The following is a 21,388-nucleotide window of genomic DNA, read 5'->3' on the forward strand; positions in this document are numbered from 1 at the left end:
GTAGCGCCACGATCACCATCAACGGCACCACCCAAACCTTCCCGCCACACATTCCCCCACATCAACGCCACATTCTCGACTCACTCGGGATCAAAACGGGGTACTAAGCCAAATGTCCTAAGTCGGGTGACCCTGCTGACCGCTGAGGACGTGCACTATGGGCATCAGCAGGCGCTGCCCCCGGAGATGCGAACCAACGGCGCGCGGGCGTCGGACTGGCTGCGCGAGTCTGAGGAACGGCGCCGGACTCAAACCCAGTAACAACGTTCGGACAATGTTCACGTATTGACTGACGTTGTATCTGTCTGCCAGGATTCGGGCATGCATGCAGCCGATCCGTCCTTTGATGTGAACAGTGCACACGCGGCGATCGCCGCGGCGGAAACGCTGCTCAGGGTGGGCCGGCCCGGCCTGGGCCGTGACCGGCCCGCTGATTACTGGGACGTGCAGGCGGTCCGTCCTCTGGCCGCGCTGCTGTTCGCGGCGTCGCCGCTCGGCAATGGGCAGGGAATTGCATGGGTGCGGGCGGCACTGGATAACGTCGACCCCGAGGACGTACGCAATCCGGGCTGGGCGCAGGCCGCACTGCGGTGTGCGGTGTCAGCACCGGTGCTGGGCCGCTCGGTGGTGCGCGCGCTGACCTTCGACGCCCGGCAGCGGGATTCGGTCGTCGCGGCGATTCGCGCGGCGATCAGCCCCGACGAACTGCAGGGGGAGCAGCGCTGTGGCTAGTCCTGCGGCGACTGAGGCTCCGACGTTCACCCCCACGCCCACCACCTACTGCGGCTTCGACCGCCGGATAGTCGGCAAGCGCCAGCAGTTGTACGTGCCACGCAGTGCCCCAATGGTGTTGGTGTCTGCGCCCTCGGACACCGGTAAGTCGCGGCGCATCCTGGCGCCGGCGGCGGTGCTGTGGGGCGGGCCGGCGGTGGTGGTGTCGTCCAAGGACGATCTGATGCAGAACGTGATGCAGCGGCGGTGGGGTCCGCGGGCACTGCTCGATCTGCGGCCGCTCAGTTCTCCCGTGTATCCCGAGGGCATCGTGGCCAATGTCTATGACCCGACGGTGACCATCGACAGCCCCTACGAGGCGTTGACGGTGGCCGAGACGATCATGCAGATGGCCACCGTTGGCCTGGGGACCGGGGCCGATCAGGTTTCCGACGGTGGGGTGTGGGAGTCCCAGGCGGCCGGTCCGCTGGCGGCGTTCCTGTTCGCGGCCAGCCCGCAGGGCAACAGCAAGGGCATGGACTGGGTTCTGACCGGGGTGGACAACATTGACCCGAAGAACACCAGTGAACCGGGCTGGGCGCAGGCGGCCGCGATCTGCCATCAATACCCCACACTGTCGATGGGCATGATGCGGATCATGGAAATGGATCCCCGGCAACGGGATTCGGTAGCCATCACCATGCGCAAGGCAATCACGCCGTGGCTGCGGACCTCGCTGGTGCAGCGCCCGGGCGCGCAGCCGTTCACCCCCGATTTCCTCGATGATCCCCAGGCGACGCTGTATGTGCTGGCCCCGGCCGACGGCACGGTAGCCGGCTCGGCGGTGACGCTGCTGGATTCGCTGGTGCGGCGGTGGCGGGAGAAGACCTCGGCGCGCGAGCCGATGCACCGGCTGCTGATGATCGTCGACGAGCTGCCCAACACCGCCCCGATTCCTTCGCTGCGCAGGATCGTCGGGGAGGGCCGCGGCCTGGGGATCAACTTCATGGCTGCGGTGCAGGCGTCGTCGTCGCTGGACACCGTGTACGGGCCGACCTATGCCGCCGAGTTGCGCGACATCTTTGGGGCCGCGGTGATCATGTTCGGCGCCCGCGAGGAGGAGTTGTTGACTGCCGCCGAGAACTGGTCGGGTCTGACCAACCGGCGCAGCCAGGGGTTCGGGCAGGCCGATGCCCACAAGAATCTCAGCAGCGACTTGGGGGCGACGCTGCGCTGGCAGGAGTTGCTGCCCCCGGATCGTGAGCATGCCCGCCTGCTGGTGCGCGGTGGCGTGGGAACGTGCGTGGAGATCCCGGATTGGTCGGAGTTTCTGCATCGCTACGACACGGCGATCAGGGAAATCCTGTCGCGCACTGGCAGCCGGGAAAGAGCTGGCGCCAAGCAGTATTCGCGTGCTGCGGGATTGCTTCGCCGGTTGTGGTCGGACACCCGCAACGACGCAGAGCTGTGATCGTCGTTCAGCACCATCAGGGGTCCAACACCGACCGCCCCTGCTCAGCGGGGCGCTTCAGCCGGCGTGGGTGGCGCCGATGGTGCTCGATGGCGTCAGGGATTCCACGACAACGTTTTTCACACCGACACCCACGGCTGCCAGGGTCCAGATGATACCCAGCACATTGACAGCCAGAGCAGCGGTGAGCAGCCGCGAGGATCGCGGCAGTGAACGGACTGATCCGGCGCCGGGCGGAGTGCGGTCGATGGGGTCGGCCACCGGAGCGGTGTCGAACACTGATGGTGCGGTCAGGTCGTCGGGTAGCAGTGTGGCGGGCAGTTCCACCGACGGCGCTGGTGGGGTCAGCGGCCACCACTCGGTGGAGCCGTCGATGGCCAGCCAGCCGTTGAGGATGCCGTAGATAGCCGCGGTCAGGGCGGCGGCTGGAAGCTGCGCCATCAGCCAGGGCGCCAGGATCGCGCTGTTGAGCCCCTGGCCGGGGTCATAAAGCAGAGTTGTCACCGCGCCGAGCACCGCAGCGACGAACAACAGCGCGGGGATGGGGTAGGAGCGCAGCCGGTCGGGGATCAACGTCTCTATGCGCTGGTAGATGACCCGACCAGCAGGCCAGCCCAGTGGCGCCGCGAGCGCGGCCAGGATGACGATGGCCAGCTCAACCTTGGTCTCCACGGTCTTCGCGCCCCGGCTCAGCAACGGGTGGGTGGCGTGGTCGTCGTAGGGGTTGGGACGGGCGCCGGCGATCTCGCGGTGACGCCGACGGATGCGCCGGTTGAGCAGTTCGGCCCGGCGTATCTGCATCGTGAAGATTCCGGCGTGCTCGGCGATCCACTCGCGGCGCAACTCGTCGTATCGGTCCACACTGGGCTTGAACAACATTTGTTTACGTGTTGTCTTTCTATGTCTCGTCTGTCACCATGAAAAGCATGTTGGACAGCGTAGCTCTGGGACTGGCAAATGTCTCCCCCTTGACGGGTGCAGTGCTCGCTGTTGGCGCGTTTCTGTTCCTAAACAGCGCAATTCGCGCCTTGATGGGCAGGATTCGGCGGCGCCACGGCCGCTTGGGCGTCTCGGGCCTGGGCTGCGGGGGTGCCCGCACAAGTCAGTCACTCGTGAACACTTCGACACCGGACGGGTTCACCTCGGTCGGGGGTTCGGCGCTGTGGCCGTCGACGCTGGTGGGGCCGGCGACGGTCCCCGGCGGCACCTCGGTTCGCCCACGGGTCTGGCTGGCGGGTCGCGGGCAGCGCCGCCGGATCAGCTCCCGCGGTGCGGCCACCCTGCATCACCGCGTCAACCCTCACGGAGGCCAGTCATGACGTTGACCAATGAACAGTGGACTGAGCAGTTGCAGGCCTGCGAAGACCCCGCCAGTCTCTACCCGGATGCACCCGTGTTCGACCTGCCCGAGGGCGCTCAGACCGACTACGAGGTCGCCGACGAGGACCAGTACGACGATGAGTACGGCGACGAGGACGACGGTCAGTACGACGAATACGGCGGTGACGGTGAGCCTTTCGATGATTACGCCGATCCCGAGGAGGACGGAGATCATCCGGGTGCACCCCGCGACCTGGTAGAGGTTCCGCTTGACAGCGAGGAACCCGGCGAACCGCAGCGTCCCCGCCGGTTCGACGGCAAGATCGCGATGGGTTTCGCCGCTGCCGGTTTGGTGGCGGTCCTGGTGGCGATTGTCGGCGCGGTGGCCGTCTACAGCTCGGATGAACCGGCCCGGCCCACGGCCGCCTCGGTCACCGAACCGGGTGCGGCGCCGCCGCCGCATACCGCGGCACCGAAGCCGGTGGCCGCGGAGTCGGCTGATCGTCCGCTGCCCTACACCGCCGATGCGGCGGGATCGTGTGCGGCGGGCTCGACGGCGGCGCAGACGATGGCCGGGGCCGATCCGCACAGCGCGTTCGTGTGCGTGCGCGGGGGGGCCGACGGTCAGGTGATTGAGATCGATCTGTCGAAGACCTACATGATCACCGCGATCTCCCTGACCCCCGGCTGGGTCGGTAAAGACGCCAGCGGGGTGTCGCAGTGGGGGCAGTACCGGGTGGTGACCACTGTGCAGTACCTGTTCAACGACACCGACAGGACCCTGGTGACCCAGGAGACCAAGAACGTCCACGGTGAGGCGGTGCAGCCGATCAAGCGGGTGCTGGCCTCCAAGATCACGATTTTGATCCGGCAGACCTCGCGGCCACCGGCCCAGCCCGAGCCCGGTGCGACTCCCACGCCGACGACGGGTGGGTTCAATCTCCCGGCGCCCCCGCTGACGCTGGCGCCGCTTCCGGGTTCCCCGTTGGGCGGTCACCAGGAGTCCGATCCGGTCGATGCCGCTTTCGCGATCAAGAGCTTGAAGATCATCGGCCACGAGCCGCTGTGAATCGAAGGGACGACCCGGAAATGCAGATGAGCAGGACGTGGCAGCGGCGAGTGCAGCGCGGCAAGCGGGCGGCGACTGCTGCGGGCAAGCCGCTGGTGCTGGGCTTGGCGGCGCTGGCGGGCCTGAATCTGGTGTGGCAGTTTCTGTTTGGGTCACCACCGGATCTCGTGACTCCGTCACGGGAAGTGGTGAACAAGTCGGCGGTTGTCAGCGCCTTCGCGCAGGACTACGTGTCGGTGTGGCTGACGGCCAGCCAGTCCGATGTGGCCAGCCTGAACCAGTTCGTCACAGTCGACAACGCCAGCCTGCAGCTTCCCTCCACCCCGGCGGTGGTCATCAACACTCCCACGGTCGTGGCGGTCACCTACGCGGGCCTGGCGGGCAAGGACGCGGACGCCGAGGTGTTCTCCGTGGTCGTCGGCGTCACGCAACGGCCCTACGAGTCGGCCAGCCCGCAGCGGGCGCTGTACCGGGTGCCGGTGCTGTGGTCCCGGTACGGCCCGCGGGCCGCGTCGCTGCCTGCCCGGATCAGCGGGCCCGGCGCCGGCGCGGACCTTCCGCTGAGCTATCCGACCACATTGAGCGAATCCGATCCGGCATACTCGGTGGCCTCGGGGTTCCTCACCGCCTATCTGACCGGCGACGGGCAGGTGGAGCGCTACGTGACCGCTGAGTCGAAGCTCCTCGGCGTTCCAGAGGCCTATCAGAGCATCACGGTGTCGGGGATCACCGCCGTCTCACCGCCTCCCACGACACCGGCCGACGGGCAGACCGTCCGCGTGCTGGCCACCGTGACAGCAATCAACTCTCAGTACGCCCCAACGGAATTGAGCTATCCGCTGACGCTGACCGGGGTGGGTGGCCGCTGGCTGGTGGCGGCGATCGACTTCGCTCCGGCGGTCTCCACCGACGACGCGCTGGTTCCGGCCACGGTGGACACCGACTGGCGCAGCGCCCAGACCCCGAACTGAGACATCCACACAACTGGAAGGAACACATCATGACTGAGACGGCACTGGCAGCAGGTGACCTCATCACCGCCATCCCCTCGCTGTGGCAATCCCTGCAGATTCCGTTGGCGATCATCGCCATCTGTGTCGGGGGCGTGGCGGGAGCGTTCTCCCTGGTCCGTGGATTCGGCGCGGCGGCCGGCAAGGTGCTCGGCGGAATCGCCATCGCGGCCATCATCCTCGGCGGTGTCGGCCTGGCCGTGAGCTTGAAAGGCACCGTCGACAAGCACGGCGGCGGAATCACTTCCGGCCAGTTCGGCTGACGAAAACGCCCTCTGACCGCAGGAAATCCTCGAGGAGTCCCAGGTGTCCGACGACGCAGACCGGCCACGCCGAGCGCGGGTCTATGCCGATGTCCGCGACTTTCCCATCTATCTGTCGCACATCGACGACAACACCCGGCTGTGGTTCGCGCCGTGGCGCATCTGGGATGGGGCGACGTTTCTGCTCGGCGCCGCAGCCACGGTGTGGGCCACCCGCCACTGGCTGGACTCCGGGCACGCGGTCACGATCTTCCTGTTCGGCGCGGCCCTCACCGCCGGGGCCACCTTCCTGGCCCGGCAGATGCCGGTGTCGCGGCCCAGCCCGCTCTACCGCATCCTGTGGATGTTGGAGGGACTGGTGCACACCCGGCGCACCGCTGATGTCGAGGGTCGCCGCGATGCGTGGCTGTCCCCACCGGATGAGGTGATCGACAACCTGATCTTCACCCCCGGTGGCGTGTATGCCGAGTTCCTGGTGGATGGCCAGCCGGGCGGCATGATGTCCTACGACCGCAAGGACGCCGTTGCGCGAGGGCATCGACCCCTGGTGCGGCAACTGCCGTCGGGCATGCTGCTGTGGGGCGCCAATGTGCGCATCAATCCGCGACAATTGTTGCGCCGCATGCTCTCTGGCTACGACAGTCATCGTGCCTGGATTCAGGAAGTCCGCGACTGGGAGCAGTTCGTCCAGATCGAACCGTTCTACGAGCAGGTATTCGGACTGCGTATCCCGGTCGATGCCGGGATGGAGGGCCGCAGCGGGGTCGGTGGTCTGGCCAAGGTGGCGACGGTGGTCGCCGGGCGTGACCCAGACGATCCGCAGTCACTGGCCGGCTACCGAGACATGGTCGACAAGCTGCTGACGAAAATCCCGCGTCAGTTCAACGCCCGACCTGCCACGCCACGCCAGATTCACTGGTGGTATCGACGTCGCTGGTCGTTGGGCGCGGTGTCTGAGCCTTTCCCGCATGAACCGGGCGGTCCGGATCGGTTGACGCGCACGGACTTTGAGAAGTTGATGCCCGCCGAGTTCGACTGCGGCGACCAGCTCGCCCGGCGCCAGCATCGGTCCTGGTGGCGGCGCATCGTGCCGTCACTGGCCGCGGTGGTGGTCATCCGGCGCCAGCAGCAACCCGTGAGCTATCAGAGCATGCTCGCAGTGGCCCAGCTTCCTCGCGCGGGCCTGGTGTACCCGCGTGCGGAGTATCTGCTGTCGCTCTACGACGTCGATGTCGACAGCGACGTCGAGGTCGACTGGTTTCAGCACATCACCACCCGCTCGGCTGAACGGGCGCTCAACCGGATCGACCGCGCCCAGCGCAATCTCGATGACCAGGCCTTCCAGCGAGGGTCGGTGCGGGCCAGCAACACCGACCTGGCCGAGCGGTACGCCGCCGGCGAGGAGTACAACGCGAAACTGCGAGCCAGCAAGCTGGAGCGTGAGGTCTGCGCCTCCACGGTCGTCGCCGTGGGCGCCAACAATCGGGCCGCTCTCGATCATGCCGCCCAACAGATGCAGACGCACTTCGCCGAGGAACTCGACACCACCTTGAGCCGCTGGGGCGGCGGTGCCCAGATCGGGCTGTGGCAGACCGGGCTACCCGGCAGTGAGGAACGCAGCCCCCGCAGTCAGTTCGACCAGCCCACCACCACCACGGAGTGGGCGCGGTTCTCTCCGCTGGTGTCCAACGAGTTGGGCAACGAGACCGGAATCCTGTTCGCCCGCAATATGGCCACCCGTCGGCCGAGTCCGGTCCTGCTGGACCCGGAGGGAGCGGCGCAGCGCCGCGGTGCGCCTGGGGTGCTGTTCTTCGGCCCGCCCGGTGGTGGAAAGTCGCAGGGCGCCAAGCGGGTCGTCACCGAGTTGATCGCCCGCAACAGCCAGTGCTCGATCGTTGACCCCGGCACCAATCGGGAGTGGGAGCCCGCTCTGGCGCATCTGGGGGATCGGGTGGTCTACATCAACCCGACCCGCGGTGATGTGTCGATGGACGGTCTGCGAATCTTCCGTCGCGAGATCGCCGTCGAGCGGACGCTGGATCACCTGCTGCCGATGATGGGTGTTGAACCTGACGCCGAGATCGCCCGCCAGTTCAGGTTTCTGCTGCGCCCCGACCAGCGGGTGGCCGAAAGCATGGGCGCCCTCGTGCGCTACCTCAACAGTCTGCGGGGCGCAGAGGCTCGGGAGTACACCGAGCTCACCGCCAAGCTCGACATGTGGGCCAACATCGACTACCTGCGGGCGATGTTCGATGAGTCCCTTCCCGTGCCGCCGATCGCCGAAAAGGATGCCGTGGTGTGGCTGACCTCCGAGCTGGAGCTGCCGACCACCGCCCAGACCGAGGACCTGCATCAGTACCGGCGCCAAAGTGCGCGTGCCAGAGCTGGTTTCGCGATCTACGGAATGATCGCCGCCATCACCCGAGAGGCCTACACCGGGCCGAACCGGCGCCCGGGAGGGTTCGGCTGGTTCGTTGCCGAGGAGGCCCGCACCTACTTCTCCTCCCCGGTCGGGCAGGAGGACGCGGTGCGGCTGATCACTCAAGGCCGCAAAGAACGCTACGGGCTGATCGCGATTTCACAGCATGTGGAGCACTTCGCTGGCATCCCCACCAAAGACCTGCCGACGCGGATCATCACCCCGTTCAAACCCATCGAACGCGACCAGGCCCGCGCGGAGTTCAAGGCCATCGGCATCGACCCCGAGGAATATCCCGAGGTGCTCGATCTGCGCACGGTCGAGGGCCACGGGTATGCGTACATGATCGATGAGTTCGGCCGGGCCGGGCTGGTGGACATGCTGCCCCCGGTGCAGCAGGAGCGGGTGGCCGCGTTCGACACCAGAGGTCTGTATGCCCCTGCCGGAGACAACCTGCCATGCTGAGCGCGTACTGCGCCTGGCGCTACACCCGTCCCGGTCTGCGCCGGGCGTGGCTGATGGTGCAGATGCTGTGGACCGGGGCGCTGACTGCCCTGGTGACCGCCCCGCAGGCCAGTGCGGCCGGGTTCGCCAACGCCGTGGGATGGACCGGGATCACCGACACCACCGGCCAGCCCATCGGCTCCTACTTCATCGGCACCGTCTCCATGCTCGATGCGGTCAAGGAGCAGGGCAGCGACATGAGCATGCTGGACCCCTCGTCGTGGGTGCCGGGGCTGGCCGACCGTGTGCAGATCGCACTGACCTACAGCCAACTAGCGACGTTGCTCGGTTTGTGCTGCGGCTTTCTGGTCGTGGTGTGTGCACTGGGTATCTGGTTCATCAAGTTCGCGTTGGGGTCGGTGTGGCTGGGTTGGTTGGGGGCACTCGCCGCGCCAATCGCCGCCTCTCTGGCACATTTCGTGCAGACCTACAACATCTTCCCGCTGGCCGTTGTGCTCTGCCTAGCTGTCGGCGGAATCCTTTGCTACTGGAGGGGTTTCGCCACCGGCGCTGCGGTGATGGTCAGCGCCTATCTGGTGCTGCTGTTGATCTGGGTGTTTCTGCGCGACCCGATTGATGAGCTGGTGGGCGAGCACGGCCTGCTGGCAGTCGCACGGTCGTTGGGGTTCCAGATTTCACTCGGTGTCGGCAACAACGGGTCGCTGGGCGGCGGCAACGTTGATTCCCAGACCACGGTGTTGTCGCAGTGGATGGCCACCGTGTTGGTGCGCCATCCCATTCAGATCGCCAACTTCGGTGAGGTCATCGACAACTACAGCGGATGCGCCGAGGCGTGGAACGCGGCACTGAATCGCGGCAGCGGGGTCACTGGGCCGGCGGCGGCGGTTGCAGGATCGGCCAGCGGGCCGGTGCAGGCGATGGAGCAGTGCGGTCGCATGGAGGCTGTGGCGCACGCCCGCCAGCTCAGCGGCGAAACGGTCGGGCTGATGTTCTTCATGAACTGCATCGTGCTGGTGTTGTTGCTGCTGTTGTGCTACATGGGTTGTGAGGTCATCCGCATCGGGTTTTTGACCTTCTGGCACATCTTGGTGCTGATCCCGGCGTCGGCGGTGGCGGTGGCGCCGGGCCCGCAGCGGCAGTACGCCAAACGCACCGCGGTCAAACTACTGGTCCACGGCGTGGAGATGTTGTTCGCCACGGCGGCTTTCGGGGTCGTCCTGGTGGTCATGTCTCATGTCACCGGAAACTCGTTGCCGGGCATGAACATCGAGCATCCGATCATGAAGATGATCGTGATGCTGCTGATCACCGCCGCCGCGGTGTTCGGATTTCGGGCACTGCTGCGGGGATTCGGCGATCAGGGGCTTCCCGGACCGATGACGATCGCCAAACGCACCATGCAGCTCGGGATGGGGCCGGTCGGGCAGGCGGCGGCGATGCGGGCCACTTCCCGTGATCTACGCCGGATGAGCCGCGACGACACTCACTGGCCCAGTTCCCAACAGAGCAGCGATGCGGGAAGCCGCGGACCGCAGGGCGGTCCGGGTCGACGGCCACACCCACCGGCACCGTCGGGTGGTGCGGGATCACGCGGCCCGGCGGCTCGGCCAGGCAGCGGCGCGGGGCGCAGTGCTCCCGCACCGGCATCGACTCCGACCAGCAGTTCCGGCCCGGCGGCCGCGACCAGCACGGCCAGCGGTGCCGGTGCCGCCGGGGCACGGGTGGCGTCCACGGCCCCGGCCGCCAGCGCTGGGGCCGGCGCAGCAGCGGGCGGCGGTGCGGCCACGGCGGCGGGGACAGCCGGGGCTTCGGTCGCGGCGGGGCCGGCCGCCCCGGTCGTCGCTGGGGCTCTCGTGGCCTCCAAAGCGGTGGCCAGTCAACGGAAACGGGACGACAGCGCATCCGGACGCCGGTCAACGCCGCCACCACCGTCCTCATCCTCGGCGTCGGGCGGGGGATCGGGCTCCGGCCCTGCCCCGTCGAGCTCGGGACGGTCGGCCGGCAGCGCGCCCACATCGGGGCGTGACACCTCACGCAATCGAGCCTCGCAGGCTCGGGGCAGCTCGGATGAGCCGCCCCCGTCTGCCGGGCGCCGCGGGAAGCCACCGCAAGGCTAGACAGAGGAGACCAATGTGACGACGCACACCGCGCAACTCATCGGCGGCGACTGCCGCACTGCGCTGCCTCGGACGCGACGCCGCGGTCAGGCCGCAGCCACCGACGACGCCAACCTCCTCGCAGATCGCCTCTACTGGGCAATGTCGCGGCTGGTCAATCACGGATGGGTGGTCGAGCAGTTCGGCCCAGAAGGATGCTCTGTCCGCGACGGCGCGGGCCGGCTCCATTCGGTGCGCGCCGACACGCACGGCGGCGGGGAACCCCTCCTGCAGGTCCAGGTCGGCCGGCTGCTGGCCGAGCTGGACCACCTGAAGCCCGACGACCGCGCCGCCGTCGTGCGTCGGGTCGGGGCGAGGCTGCGGCTGCACATGTCTGCTGGCAGAGCGCATCCCGACGATGCGCAGCAGCCCTGGCATCTGCCGTCGGTGGTGGGTGAGCAGCCCTGTGCCGAGGTGCGGCGGGCGTACTGGGCGGCGATGACCTTGACCGACGACTACGGCTGGCAGATCACCAACGTCCACGCCGACGGCTTCGAGGCCGTCACACCGGGCACCACCAGTCCGACGCCGTTTCGCCGACGGCGGCGGGGCACGGGGACTACCGCGGACACACTGGCCCATCTGCTGACCGCGACCAGCGGGCACGTCGCCGAATTGGCTGCTCTGGTCTCGGCGCATCAGGCGACGACGCGCGCGACCCGCCTGCCGATCGGGGGACCGCGATGACGACCCTGGCCCCTCACCGACGGAGCGGCCTCGCTGGGGCCGACACGACCGGGCCGGAAGACCACGCGGCGGCGTTTCGCCAGATCACCCACGCGCTCGACGCTGAGGAGACGTTCGGTGACACGGGGCGTGGCCACCAGCGCACCGAGCGGCAGCGGTGGGCGGCCGCCGTGCACTTCGCGGTGCGTCTGGCCGGTCGCAGCGAGGAATTGCTGACCCTGCGTGATCGCTGCCGCGGTCACGGCCCCGGATGCTCCTGCGGGATACTCGATCCTGGCGGCATCGGCAGTGTGCTCTGCGATTACGCGCAAGCCCCCCAGGACCCGGTGGCTCAGCCGGGTCATGCGATGGGGTTGACGCTGCGGCGGCCGTGGGCGTCGATGCTGATGGTGCCCACCGAGGCCGGCGGCAAGAACGTCGAGAACCGCACCGACACTACGACCTACCGAGGCCCGGTCCTGATCTACGCCGGTGCTCGCCTCGATCGTGCCGGGGTCGAGTTGGGCGGGCGACAGGGCCTGCACTGCATGGACTTCCACACCGCCCAACAGGGCTGGCTGGGTGCCGCAGTGCTCGTTGACGTTCACCGCGCCCGTGGGTGCTGTGCACCGTGGGGCAACACCCGCAAGACCCAGCAGCTATATCACTGGGTGTTCGAATCACCCGTTCGGTTGGCCCGCCGACCGTGGCGCGATGGCGCACGCGGTTTCGTTGGCCTGCAACCGGTTTCCTGGTCAGCACTGATCAATCCGAAGGTGTATCGCGGCGCGCGAGAAGGGCAGGTGTGATGGACGACGACAACGACTATGGCGCCGGCCGCGGCGGCCCGCTGCGCACCGAAGCCGACCGCCTGCTGCAGGCGAAATACCACCAGAAGGAACGCGAGCGACGCAAGCGCAACGCGTTAAGCCAGCTCGTGGACGTACTCGATGACGTTGCCCCGCAACGCCGCCCGCGCCCGCACCACTTGGCCGATGTCGCCAGCTTCTACGGCGTGCACCCGCGCGCCGTGCTGACCGTGCTGCGCCGCCACCGGGAGGAGTTTGAATCCGACGGTTGGCGCGAAAGCGATCCGCACCGCCACGTCGGCGACTACTGGCCTGACCAGGCGGTGGTGCGGGCGGGGCTGCTGCTGGAGCGGTCCGCAGTGGCTGACCAACTGCGTCATCTGCTGGGGGAGGGGACACTGCCGCTGGTGTACTCCCTCAGCGATGCGCGGATCAACGAGTGCCAGCGGTTGTACCGCACAGCCTTGGGGGTTGTGGGCGATGTTCACGATCTGAGCCCCGATGAGCTGTGGCATAGCCTGCAGCAGACCGACCGCTACGAATTAATGGCGCTGGTGGTGGCGCTTGCTGCGCTCATCGACTACGACAAACCTAGCCCGGGCGGGTGGCTTCGGGGGCTCAGCACCCCCACCGGCAAGCGCAAGGACGGCAGCATTCGGCGTGGTCTGGCTCTGCTGATTCCGGTGCGGCAGAACATCGACGAGCGGCGCCAGCCCCGACCCGGGTCCGCACTGAACTGCGCGTCCACCGCCGATAGTGCCGTCGCCCAATGAGAGCAGACACCGCAGTGGTCTCCCCACTGGCCGAGCGGACAGCGGGCGCTCAGGAGGCCGCCGCCCGCATCGCCGCGATGCTGCCCCAGCACACCCACTACGTGCAGTTGCAGTCCGGGGGCTTGGAGGTGCTGCTGCACAAACCGCCCAGCCATGCCGAAACCATCAACGACACCAGCCAGGACGTCGTGACATTTTGGAGGGTGCTGCGCGACCGTCCCCATGAGCTGCACCGTGTGTGCGCGCTGACCCCGCTCAGCCGCATAGAGTTCGACACCGCCCGCGGTAGCGGTTCCCACCTCGGCGCCGATGATCTGGAGGCGGCCCGGCGGGTGTGGGTGGTGCTGACCCAAAGCGCCGACGGGCCTGCACGGATGCGCCCACAATGGCGAGGAACGCGACGTCGCCGGCAGCACACTGAACCAGGCACTGACATCGAGCAGATGGAGTCGCTGGCGCAGCGCCTCAAGGAGATCACGTTGGAATGCCTGCCTGCGGTCAAGGTCGTCGAAGCTCACGGCGGCCATCGCGGCGTGTGTTTCTACGCCGATCTGAGGGCGAACCTGTTGGGAGCCCAAGGTGCCGACCCTGGTGCGGCCTTTCGCCCCGGACCCGACGTACTGCTATCGGCGTTGACCAAAACCAAAGCGGCAGCGGTGGTCCGAGTGGACCACACCGACGTCGAGATGACGGCACCGCCCGGTTGGGCACAGGCCACACTGACTGTGCAGGCCGGTCCTGCGGTGCTGCTGTGGTCGAACCGGCCACTACCGGTGCAACAGCCCCTGTTCGACGTCGATGCCGCCACGGCTGGGGCGCAGACATCGTGACGCGGGCCGAGACCTATCAACTGCGGGCTCAGTTGCTGGAGCTGCTGCGGGAGGCCGACCGGCCGATCAGCAGCGCGACGCTGGCCAGAATGCTGCCGTGGCACACCGAGCGTTTGGACCTCGGCTGCGAGCTGGTCTGTCTGCCCCCACGCCGCACCCGCAATCTGGAAGTGGTGGAGTGCCACGGCAACTGGCACGTCGTGCGCCGCCCACGCTCCTCCCAGGACTCGGGAGCCGGCATCTACCGCCATCTGAGAAGCCTTGCCCGCGAAGGCATGGTGCGGGCCATCAGCTTGGGGCCCCGCCGGGTGGAATGGGAGTACATCCCACCTCGGTAGGTCGGCAGGCGTGATCTGCGCGCCTTTCACCCGAAGACGAACACCGCCGACAGACAGGGTGGGCTCACCGCGAGTTCAAGATTTCGATCACTCGGCGTGGCTGCGGCTGAGGGAACGCTGGGCGTCGCCGCTCATGTTCTGCAGTCGGTCGTGGACACCGTGGGCGCTGCGGTGGTTCTGGAGGAGGCGTTCGTATTCGGCCAGGGCCTCGGTGATTTCGGGGGTGCGCTGCTGGGGGTCGAGGTCGCTGGCTTGGGTGAGTGCGGCCTGCAGGTCGGGGGACTGCGAGGGGGCGCTGTGGTTGCGGATGGTGGAGTCGACGCTGAGGGTGCGCGACCAGGGCAGGTCTTTGTTGAGCAGTCGCAGCAGCGGCGCCGACGGTGCGGTCGTCCACTGGCGGGTGTCGGTGTCGATGAGCACCAGGCGGGCGTCTGTACTCACCGCGCTCTCGGCGAGGTCAGCGATCTGGGCGGGAGTCAACCGCTGGGCGTGATCGACCACGACGGTGGTCCCCGGTGCTGTGGTGGCGGGGTCGAGGCGAAGCGTTGCGGCGTCGACCATCTCGGCGTGCAGTGCTGAAGTGTCGGGGTCGTTGAGGACGTCGGCGGGAGCTGACCAGATGATGCGGCGATCGCTGGCCCGTGCGGCGCTGGCCAACACCGCCATCTGCGGGATGAGTTGGGCGCGGTCGCTGGCGGTTACGGGGGTGATGGCGAAGGGGTTGGCCGCCACGGACGCCAGCGTGGACGCCGGGTTGGGTGACAGCTTGGCCAGCGCCTGGGGGTCGAGGTGCAGCGGAGGCTGGAAGGTGTTGTGGCCGGCGGCGGCGAGCACTCGCAGTTCGGTGGTGATCTGGGGGAGCTGTTCGATGATGTGATCGGCGGTGCGCATCTGGGCCTCGGCGAAGGCGCGTGCCGCGGCCGATTCGGCGGTCAGAAGTTGGTCGAGCAGGCGGCGTAGGTCGGCACGGCGGGCGCTGAGGAGTCTGGTGTCCTCGGTGCGGCATTGGGCCAGCAGCGCGTCCACGTCGGCGTGGGTGACGATGTGCTCTGGGCCACCGGCGGCGGTTTCGCGGCGCTCGGTGGCTTCCCGCAGTGCCGGGTACCAGCGTTGGGCGGGTGTCTGTTTGGGCAGCACCATTTCTTTGAGCCAGTTGAGGTACTGGGCGGCTGAGGCGACATCGAGTGGGTCACTGTCGGCGTCGGCACGTAGCGTGTCGTAGTCCTGTTGGGCGGCTTCGATCAACGCCAGGCTGTTGTTGTAGGTCTCGTCGTCGTCGTGCCAGCGGTCGATGACGGATTCGATCTCGGCCAGGTATGGGCGGTCGGCGTCGGCGCGGGCACGCATCGCGGCGATCCGGGGGCCAGCGGCCTCGACGGCGGGGCCTGCGGTGGTGGACTGCACCTGGGTGGCGAGGGTCTCGTAGTCGGACAGGGCCGCCTCGTACCGCTCCCGCAGGGCACGCACGTCGGCCTGGGCGGCGGCTAGGGCGGCGGCCGGGGCGGGTCGCGTGGTGGACAGGGAATCGAAGTCGATGTTGGCCTCGGCGGCGACGTATTGGTCATCAGGCGGGGCCAGCCACAGGGCCTCGTCGGGGTCGGCGGGCAGATCGTCGTGGAAGCCCAGTGCGGCGGCGAGCACATCGGAGTCGGCCAGCGCGTCGGTGAGAACGAGTGGATCGGGCACTGGATGGGGGCGCTGGGGGTCGGGGTGCAGGTGTTGGAGTTCTTCGTATTCCTCGTCGGTCAGCGGCGGGTGCTCGGGCGTTGGGATGTCGTGGTCGTAAGGGGTGTCGGTGGTGAACAGGTCGATGGAGTAGGTGAGCAGGCGGGCGTACTCGTCGGGGCGAAGGTGGTGTTTGAGTGAGGCGTCAGCGTCGGCCAGGTGCTCGGCGGCGACCTGCAGCAGCTCCAGCGGTTGCCATCGCTGGGGGTCTGCGTTGGCGATGGCAGACACCAGCGCGGGGAATGCCGGGTCGGCGGCGATGGTCTCGGCCAGGGCGCTGCCGAAGACGGTGTGCAGGTCGGTCAGCCAGTCTGGGCGTAGCCCGTTGTGGGCGGTCTCGACGATGGCCGGCGATAGCGTTCCGCACAGTCGCCACCACAGGGCGGCGGCGGGAAGTTCGTCGGGCAGTGGGCGTTCCTCGGCCGCGGTGAGGACGAGCTGTTGGACGTCGACTCCGGTGCGGGATGCCTCGGCGAGGTGGGTGGCCAACTGTGGCCAGAACGGGTCTTTGCGGATGTGCGGGTTGATGGAGTCGACCAGGTTGTTGTAGCGGCGGTGGCCGATCTGGGCGCCGACGATGGCGGCGGCCCGCTTCTCCAGGCGGTGTTGGGCGGCGCGCAGACGGGCGGGGTACTGCTCGGTTCCGGCGATGCGGGTGTCGGCGTCATCGACGTCGGTGGCGGCCCGGTAGACGGCCAAGTCGGCCGCTAGCGTGGCGTCGGAGCCGACGATGGGTCGCGCCCATCGTGGTGCGGTTGCCGTTGTCCATGCCGCGACTTCGGCCCGCACGGCGGTGTCGAGTTCGCGGATCAGGTCGGCGCGGCGGCTCAGATACGGACCCCAGTGCGGGTCCTCACGCAGCCGTGAGGGGATCGCCGGCAGCCACGGCAGCGGGCCGGTGCCGCCGGAATGAGAGCCCGACGGATCGAGTCGCCAGTCGATCACCGCGGCGGGATCGGCGGCGTCTTCGAAGTCCCCTGCTCGCACGACAGCGGTGAGCCGCTTGAGCGGGTTGTAGCCGTTGGCGGCGATCAGCGACAGGTGCTGGCGCAGCACCGGCCACGCGGTCGCCGTGGTCAGGCCGGGCAGAATCTCCTCGGCGCGACGGTCGAGCGCGGCGTGCTCAGCCGGGGTGAGGAGTTGTTCTGCCGCGGCCCCGACGGCGTGGTTGTACATGTGCGCAGCGGCCGACATTCGGCGGCGCGGGTCGGCGGTTTCGCGCTCCAGTGAGGTGGCCGACACTTGGGCGGCGTCGCGGGCCAGGGCTCGCGCCAGCACGTCGACGGCGGTGTCGGGGTGGGTCGCCTTCGGGGTCAGGATGCGGTGCGGGTCGTTTTCCGCAGTGGAAAAGTAGATGTGGTTCTCGCGCACACCGCGGGTCAGTGCGGTGTAGATCTGCTGACGGCTGAGCCGGTCGGAGCCCACGGTGTGGCAGCGGTGGCGGGCGGTGGCGCCTTGGGCGCTGTCGATGGTGGCGGCGTATCCGAGGGTGACGTGGGCTCGCACGTAGTCGCCGGGAAGATGGCGGTGAACCCCCGATTCCAGGTGGGTCACGGTCAGTGATCCGTCGGGTCCGACGGCGGTGACTTCCCACCGATAGCCGTTGCGGACGAAGTCGTTGGGACCGACGGTGAGCATCCGCGCGTTCTTCTTGGTGAACACGATGTCGCCCACGCTGGCGCGTGAGCCACCGGCCAATTCGGCTTCCCGGGTGGGTGCCTGATCGCCCAGTGAGGTCAGCCGGTGCAGCCGGGCACGCTCGTTGAGTTCGGTCACCAGGTCGTGTGTGGGCGCCAACAACAGGGAGTGCTGGCCCTGTTCGTTGTCCTCGCGCCAGGCGTCGAACGCCATGTCGACGGCCATCGCGTCGGTGCCGACATGGACTCGCTGCTGGTCGATGTAGAAGGCGATGCCCGAAGGGTCGCCCTCGCGCAGCGCCAGCCCGGCCTGGGCTTCGGCGGGTGAGGCGAACCGCATCACCTGCGACAAAGTGATGGCTCCGCTGCTGTGGGCGAGGTCGCGCAGCACGCCGCCGGCGCTGATTGACGCCAACTGTTTGTCGTCTCCGATCAGACGCACCGAGGCGCCGCGGGCCAGTGCTGCTGAGATCACCGAGTCGAGCGCGAGGGTGCCGGCCTTGCCCGCTTCGTCGATGATCAGCAGGGTGTTGTGGTCGATGCGGTCGAACCATTGGCGGGCAGGATCGCTCGGATCGGCGTGCGGGTTGTTGTGCAGCCAGTTGAACTTGTCCACGGTGTCGGCGACGTCGATGTCGATTTCGTCGCGCAGGATTTGGGCCGCACTTGCGCTGGGGGACAGCCCGATCACGGTGCCACCGGTGCCCTCCCATGCCCGCGCCAACGCCGACATCGCGGTGGTCTTTCCCGAGCCTGCCGGGGCCAGCGCGAGCATGACTCGCTGACCGCGGCTGGCCATCTGACGCACCAGTTCGGCTTGGCCGGCGTTGAGTTCGCGGCGGTGCGCCGCCTCGGACAGCAGCGCCATCTCGACCTCGATGGGATCGACTCGTCGGCCGTCGGTGAGGGTGGCGGCGGCCAGGATGCGCTTCTCGGCGGCCAGGATTTCGGCGCTGGTGTAGGTCTGGCTGCCCGCCAGTCGGTAGACGCTGGTGCCGTCCTTGCGGCGCAGCAGTGCCGGTTCACCGAGGTCGGTGTCGGGGCTGCTGGCGTGCCGGATACTCAACGGTTCCGACAGTGCGATGTCGGCGATCTGCTCGGCCAATCCGTCGGTGTTGGCGTGCCCGGTGGACCGAGTGACGCGCAGTGCTTCGGCCAGGACGTGGGTGCGTTGCCAGGTCGAACGTGACTGGGAGACGGTGGCGATGACGCGCTGCGCCTGGGTGGTGAGCCACTCGGAGGTGATGGTCGCAGCGCTGCGGGCGCGGCCGCCGAGGCAGCGCCCGAGCATCGCATTCAGTGCCCGCTCGTCACCGAGAAGCCCGATCGCTTGGGCTCGCCATTCCTGTCGCTGTTCGGCCAGGGAACGGGGTTCGTGCTTGGCGGCGCGGGTGGAAAGGTTGGCCTGTTGGAACAGTGCGATCGACTCGGGTGTGGTCGGTTCGCGGCCGTGCTCGGCTTGGAACTTCTTGGCCAACACGGCGTATTCGGCGTCGATGGCGGCCCGCCGGGAGGACCATAGTTCGAGCAGCTCGGGGTTGACGCCGACGACTTCACGGACCTCGCGCTTACCGTCGGGGGTATGTCCACGTGAGGCGAACCGCATCCCCAGCTCGGCGCCGAGGTAGGCCTCAAGGCGGGTGTTGTACAGCTCGGAGGCGGCGACGGTGGAGGCGTAGAGGGGACGACCGTCAAGTGCATACCAGCGCCAGATTCCGTCGGTGCCTTGTGCGCGAACCTTGTTCGACACCGCGACGTGGGTGTGTAGTCCGGGGTCGGAGGCGCGGGTGTCACGGTGCAGGAAGTGGGCGGCGATGAATCCGTCTGTGTCAACCTGGGCGACACCTTGGGCGCCGATGCGGGTGTAGGCCGCGTGGTCCTGCAGGTAGTTCTGGGCGTCCTCGACCGCGCGGGTGTGGCACTTCTCGATGATCTCGGCGATGTGCAGCGGGGCCAGCGCGTAGAGCGCGGAGACGCTTTTCACTGGCGTGTAGGTCATGTCGTAGCCCGCCACTGAGGTGGTGAGCTGGCGGGTGCCGCGGGCGATGTATCCGGTCAGTTCGCGTTCGTCGGCCGGGGGTCGGCCGTGTTCTTCTTCGAACATCTCGCCCGCGATGCGGGTGCGCATCGCGGCCCGCTGTTCCTCATCAATGGGGGCGTTCCAGTGCTTCCCTTGGCTGAGGTTGTGGTCGCGGAACGCAACGGCAAGCCGTTGCTGCAGCGCGGTTTCCCCGGCGTTGACATGAAAGGGACGGCCGAGTTTGACCGCGGCCAGCGCACCGTTGCGGGTCGCGCCTTGGGTCATCAAGTGCCGAGCCAGCGGGGTCGCGTTGGGATGGACTCCGAGACCGAAAAGGTTTTTCATCTGATCCTCGGTGACCTCGGACCCGGCCTCGACGTTCCACAGTTGCGCGCCTTGGTCTGTGTAGGCGCGGTGCTCCATCCCGGCGGCCAATCCGGCAAGGCCGCGTCCTGCCCACCGTCCGGGTGTCTCCCCTTTCGAGGAGTAGTAGTCCCCGAGGGAATCAGGTCCTGTGTGGGTGCGGTCATGGGCGGCGACCTGCCGCACCAGATACAGGTATCCGGTGCCGGCAGTGAGCTTGTGAATGCCCATCACAGCTCGGACGTTAAGCAGCGATGATGACGATCCCAAGCCTCGGACACCCCTGGGCGCTGAGACCTCGTTACCGTTCCGTGACCTGAGTGCAAGAGGTGTGTGGGACAAACGTGGGCTGGCAGATGGAGGTGCTGGTGGGAAGGGGTGTGGGGCGGAAGGTGGGCTGTAGTGAGAGGTGATGGGGTAAGGGGGAGTTGGAGGCGTGATTACGTCAGCAGGGCTGGTTAGAGTCCGCAAACATGGGCAAAGCAACGACGAAATCAGGGAATCTGCAACGGGCTTTGGAGGCGCGGCGTCGCGCGAATGCTGAGAGGGAGGCGCGGGAGCGCGCGATCGTGCAATCGCTCAAGGAGTTCCTCGACGAGCTGGACAAGCTGGAGCACGCCGAGCAGTCCGCAGCTAAAGATGAGGCGGCGGCGCGGGCCAGGGCCGAGGAACAGATCGCCCGGATCGAACGTGAGTTGAACGAACGGCTGGAGCGGATCCGGCAGAGCGCGCAGGAGAAGGCGACGACGATTCGGCGGACGGCCGGCGCGGCAGCACAGGTGATGCGCACCAACGGCGAAACAATCGCCAGCATCGCCGCACAGAGTGGTCAGACGCAGACGCAGGTGCGAGAACTGTTGCGCCTGGCCGACACTGAGCAGCACGACGCCGGCGAGCAGACACCGCAGGACGCGCACGCCGAGAATTCGGCGACGGTCCCCAATGGGGGCGCCGATACCCCGGCGTCGCTCAGCGAAGCGGCGCAGATGAGTGAGGGGGTCGCGGCGGTGGATGATCCGGCGACCGAGGCGCTGAGCGCCTGACGGGCAGTCGCGTGAGTACCCCCAGTCGGCGGCGACAGGGCCGCGACTTGGTGGTCGACCCGGTACGTCATGGCAGTGAGATCGCACGGTTCTTCGCACACGTGGTGCGTGGTCCGGGGCGACAGGACTGCTGGCTATGGACGGGCGCCATCGGATCAGATGGGTACGGGCGCAACCGAGCGGAGTTGCATCCGGTTCGACTTAAAGCAACTTCCTGCTAACTGTGAAGTAGCAACAACTTTGGCCGTACCACTGTCTATTATCCACGACTACTACAAGACTGAAGCGCGGAAACAGGTG

The 21,388-nt window shown here is 67.7% G+C and carries 17 protein-coding genes; 14 read left to right on the forward strand and 3 right to left on the reverse strand.

The genetic code is table 11. From position 1 onward, the window contains the following. Positions 1–126: 126 nt before the first annotated feature. The 3 genes from HPC46_RS35665 to HPC46_RS31060 are packed head-to-tail and all read left to right on the forward strand — an operon-like array spanning position 127 to position 2,182. On the forward strand, positions 127–261 hold the full coding sequence (locus HPC46_RS35665) for a hypothetical protein (RefSeq protein ID WP_267910068.1): 135 nt from the start codon (positions 127–129) through the stop codon (positions 259–261). Between the two features lie 60 nt (positions 262–321). Continuing rightward, positions 322–732, forward strand: a complete 411-nt coding sequence (locus tag HPC46_RS31055; protein WP_179475930.1) for a type IV secretion system protein VirD4 — start codon at positions 322–324, stop codon at positions 730–732. After that, positions 725–2,182: a type IV secretory system conjugative DNA transfer family protein gene (locus HPC46_RS31060; protein ID WP_179475931.1), complete on the forward strand. Its 1,458-nt coding sequence runs from the start codon at positions 725–727 to the stop codon at positions 2,180–2,182. Before HPC46_RS31055 ends, HPC46_RS31060 begins: the two co-directional genes overlap by 8 nt. Positions 2,183–2,239: 57 nt before the next feature. Here HPC46_RS31060 and HPC46_RS31065 read toward each other — a convergent pair whose 3' ends face one another. Both HPC46_RS31065 and HPC46_RS31070 read right to left on the reverse strand, forming a co-directional pair. Then, complete coding sequence (locus HPC46_RS31065) at positions 2,240–3,061, reverse strand: hypothetical protein (protein WP_179475932.1); 822 nt, start codon at positions 3,059–3,061, stop codon at positions 2,240–2,242. Between the two features lie 223 nt (positions 3,062–3,284). Continuing rightward, on the reverse strand, positions 3,285–3,461 hold the full coding sequence (locus HPC46_RS31070) for a hypothetical protein (protein ID WP_179475933.1): 177 nt from the start codon (positions 3,459–3,461) through the stop codon (positions 3,285–3,287). A gap of 36 nt (positions 3,462–3,497) precedes the next feature. Between HPC46_RS31070 and HPC46_RS31075 the strand changes: the two genes are divergently transcribed. From HPC46_RS31075 to HPC46_RS31120, 10 genes are read left to right on the forward strand one after another with little or no spacing between them, the layout of a single operon-like run. Next, positions 3,498–4,571, forward strand: coding sequence for a hypothetical protein (locus HPC46_RS31075; protein WP_179475934.1), 1,074 nt, complete (start codon positions 3,498–3,500; stop codon positions 4,569–4,571). Positions 4,572–4,597: 26 nt separating this feature from the next. Then, positions 4,598–5,542: a conjugal transfer protein gene (locus HPC46_RS31080; protein WP_233716954.1), complete on the forward strand. Its 945-nt coding sequence runs from the start codon at positions 4,598–4,600 to the stop codon at positions 5,540–5,542. 29 nt (positions 5,543–5,571) lie between these two features. Continuing rightward, a complete protein-coding gene (locus HPC46_RS31085) occupies positions 5,572–5,844 on the forward strand; it encodes a hypothetical protein (protein WP_179475935.1) in 273 nt (90 codons plus the stop codon). A 43-nt stretch (positions 5,845–5,887) separates the two neighbouring features. Next, entirely contained in the window at positions 5,888–8,728 is a 2,841-nt protein-coding gene (locus HPC46_RS35870) for an ATP-binding protein (protein ID WP_179475936.1), read from the forward strand. Continuing rightward, a complete protein-coding gene (locus tag HPC46_RS31095) occupies positions 8,722–10,845 on the forward strand; it encodes a collagen-like triple helix repeat-containing protein (RefSeq protein ID WP_179475937.1) in 2,124 nt (707 codons plus the stop codon). Before HPC46_RS35870 ends, HPC46_RS31095 begins: the two co-directional genes overlap by 7 nt. A 15-nt stretch (positions 10,846–10,860) precedes the next feature. Then, complete coding sequence (locus HPC46_RS31100; protein ID WP_325096848.1) at positions 10,861–11,571, forward strand: hypothetical protein; 711 nt, start codon at positions 10,861–10,863, stop codon at positions 11,569–11,571. Beyond that, positions 11,568–12,359 (forward strand): ASCH domain-containing protein, encoded by a 792-nt coding sequence (locus HPC46_RS31105; RefSeq protein ID WP_233716955.1) that lies wholly within the window; start codon positions 11,568–11,570, stop codon positions 12,357–12,359. Before HPC46_RS31100 ends, HPC46_RS31105 begins: the two co-directional genes overlap by 4 nt. Further along, positions 12,359–13,132, forward strand: coding sequence for a hypothetical protein (locus HPC46_RS31110; protein WP_179475938.1), 774 nt, complete (start codon positions 12,359–12,361; stop codon positions 13,130–13,132). Before HPC46_RS31105 ends, HPC46_RS31110 begins: the two co-directional genes overlap by 1 nt. Continuing rightward, entirely contained in the window at positions 13,129–13,962 is an 834-nt protein-coding gene (locus HPC46_RS31115) for a DNA adenine methylase (RefSeq protein ID WP_179475939.1), read from the forward strand. The genes HPC46_RS31110 and HPC46_RS31115 overlap by 4 nt, the downstream gene beginning before the upstream one ends. Further along, positions 13,959–14,300, forward strand: coding sequence for a hypothetical protein (locus HPC46_RS31120; RefSeq protein WP_179475940.1), 342 nt, complete (start codon positions 13,959–13,961; stop codon positions 14,298–14,300). Before HPC46_RS31115 ends, HPC46_RS31120 begins: the two co-directional genes overlap by 4 nt. A gap of 87 nt (positions 14,301–14,387) precedes the next feature. Here HPC46_RS31120 and mobF read toward each other — a convergent pair whose 3' ends face one another. Beyond that, a complete protein-coding gene (gene mobF, locus HPC46_RS31125; RefSeq protein ID WP_179475941.1) occupies positions 14,388–20,276 on the reverse strand; it encodes a MobF family relaxase in 5,889 nt (1,962 codons plus the stop codon). A 242-nt stretch (positions 20,277–20,518) separates the two neighbouring features. On the opposite strand from mobF, the gene HPC46_RS31130 reads away from it, so the two are divergent. Continuing rightward, positions 20,519–21,088 carry a hypothetical protein gene (locus HPC46_RS31130; RefSeq protein ID WP_233716956.1) on the forward strand — a complete coding sequence of 190 codons (570 nt, stop codon included), beginning with the start codon at positions 20,519–20,521 and terminating at the stop codon, positions 21,086–21,088. Positions 21,089–21,388 lie beyond the last annotated feature (300 nt).

The sequence above is a fragment of the Mycolicibacterium vinylchloridicum genome, from assembly GCF_013404075.1.
Lineage (GTDB): Bacteria > Actinomycetota > Actinomycetes > Mycobacteriales > Mycobacteriaceae > Mycobacterium > Mycobacterium vinylchloridicum.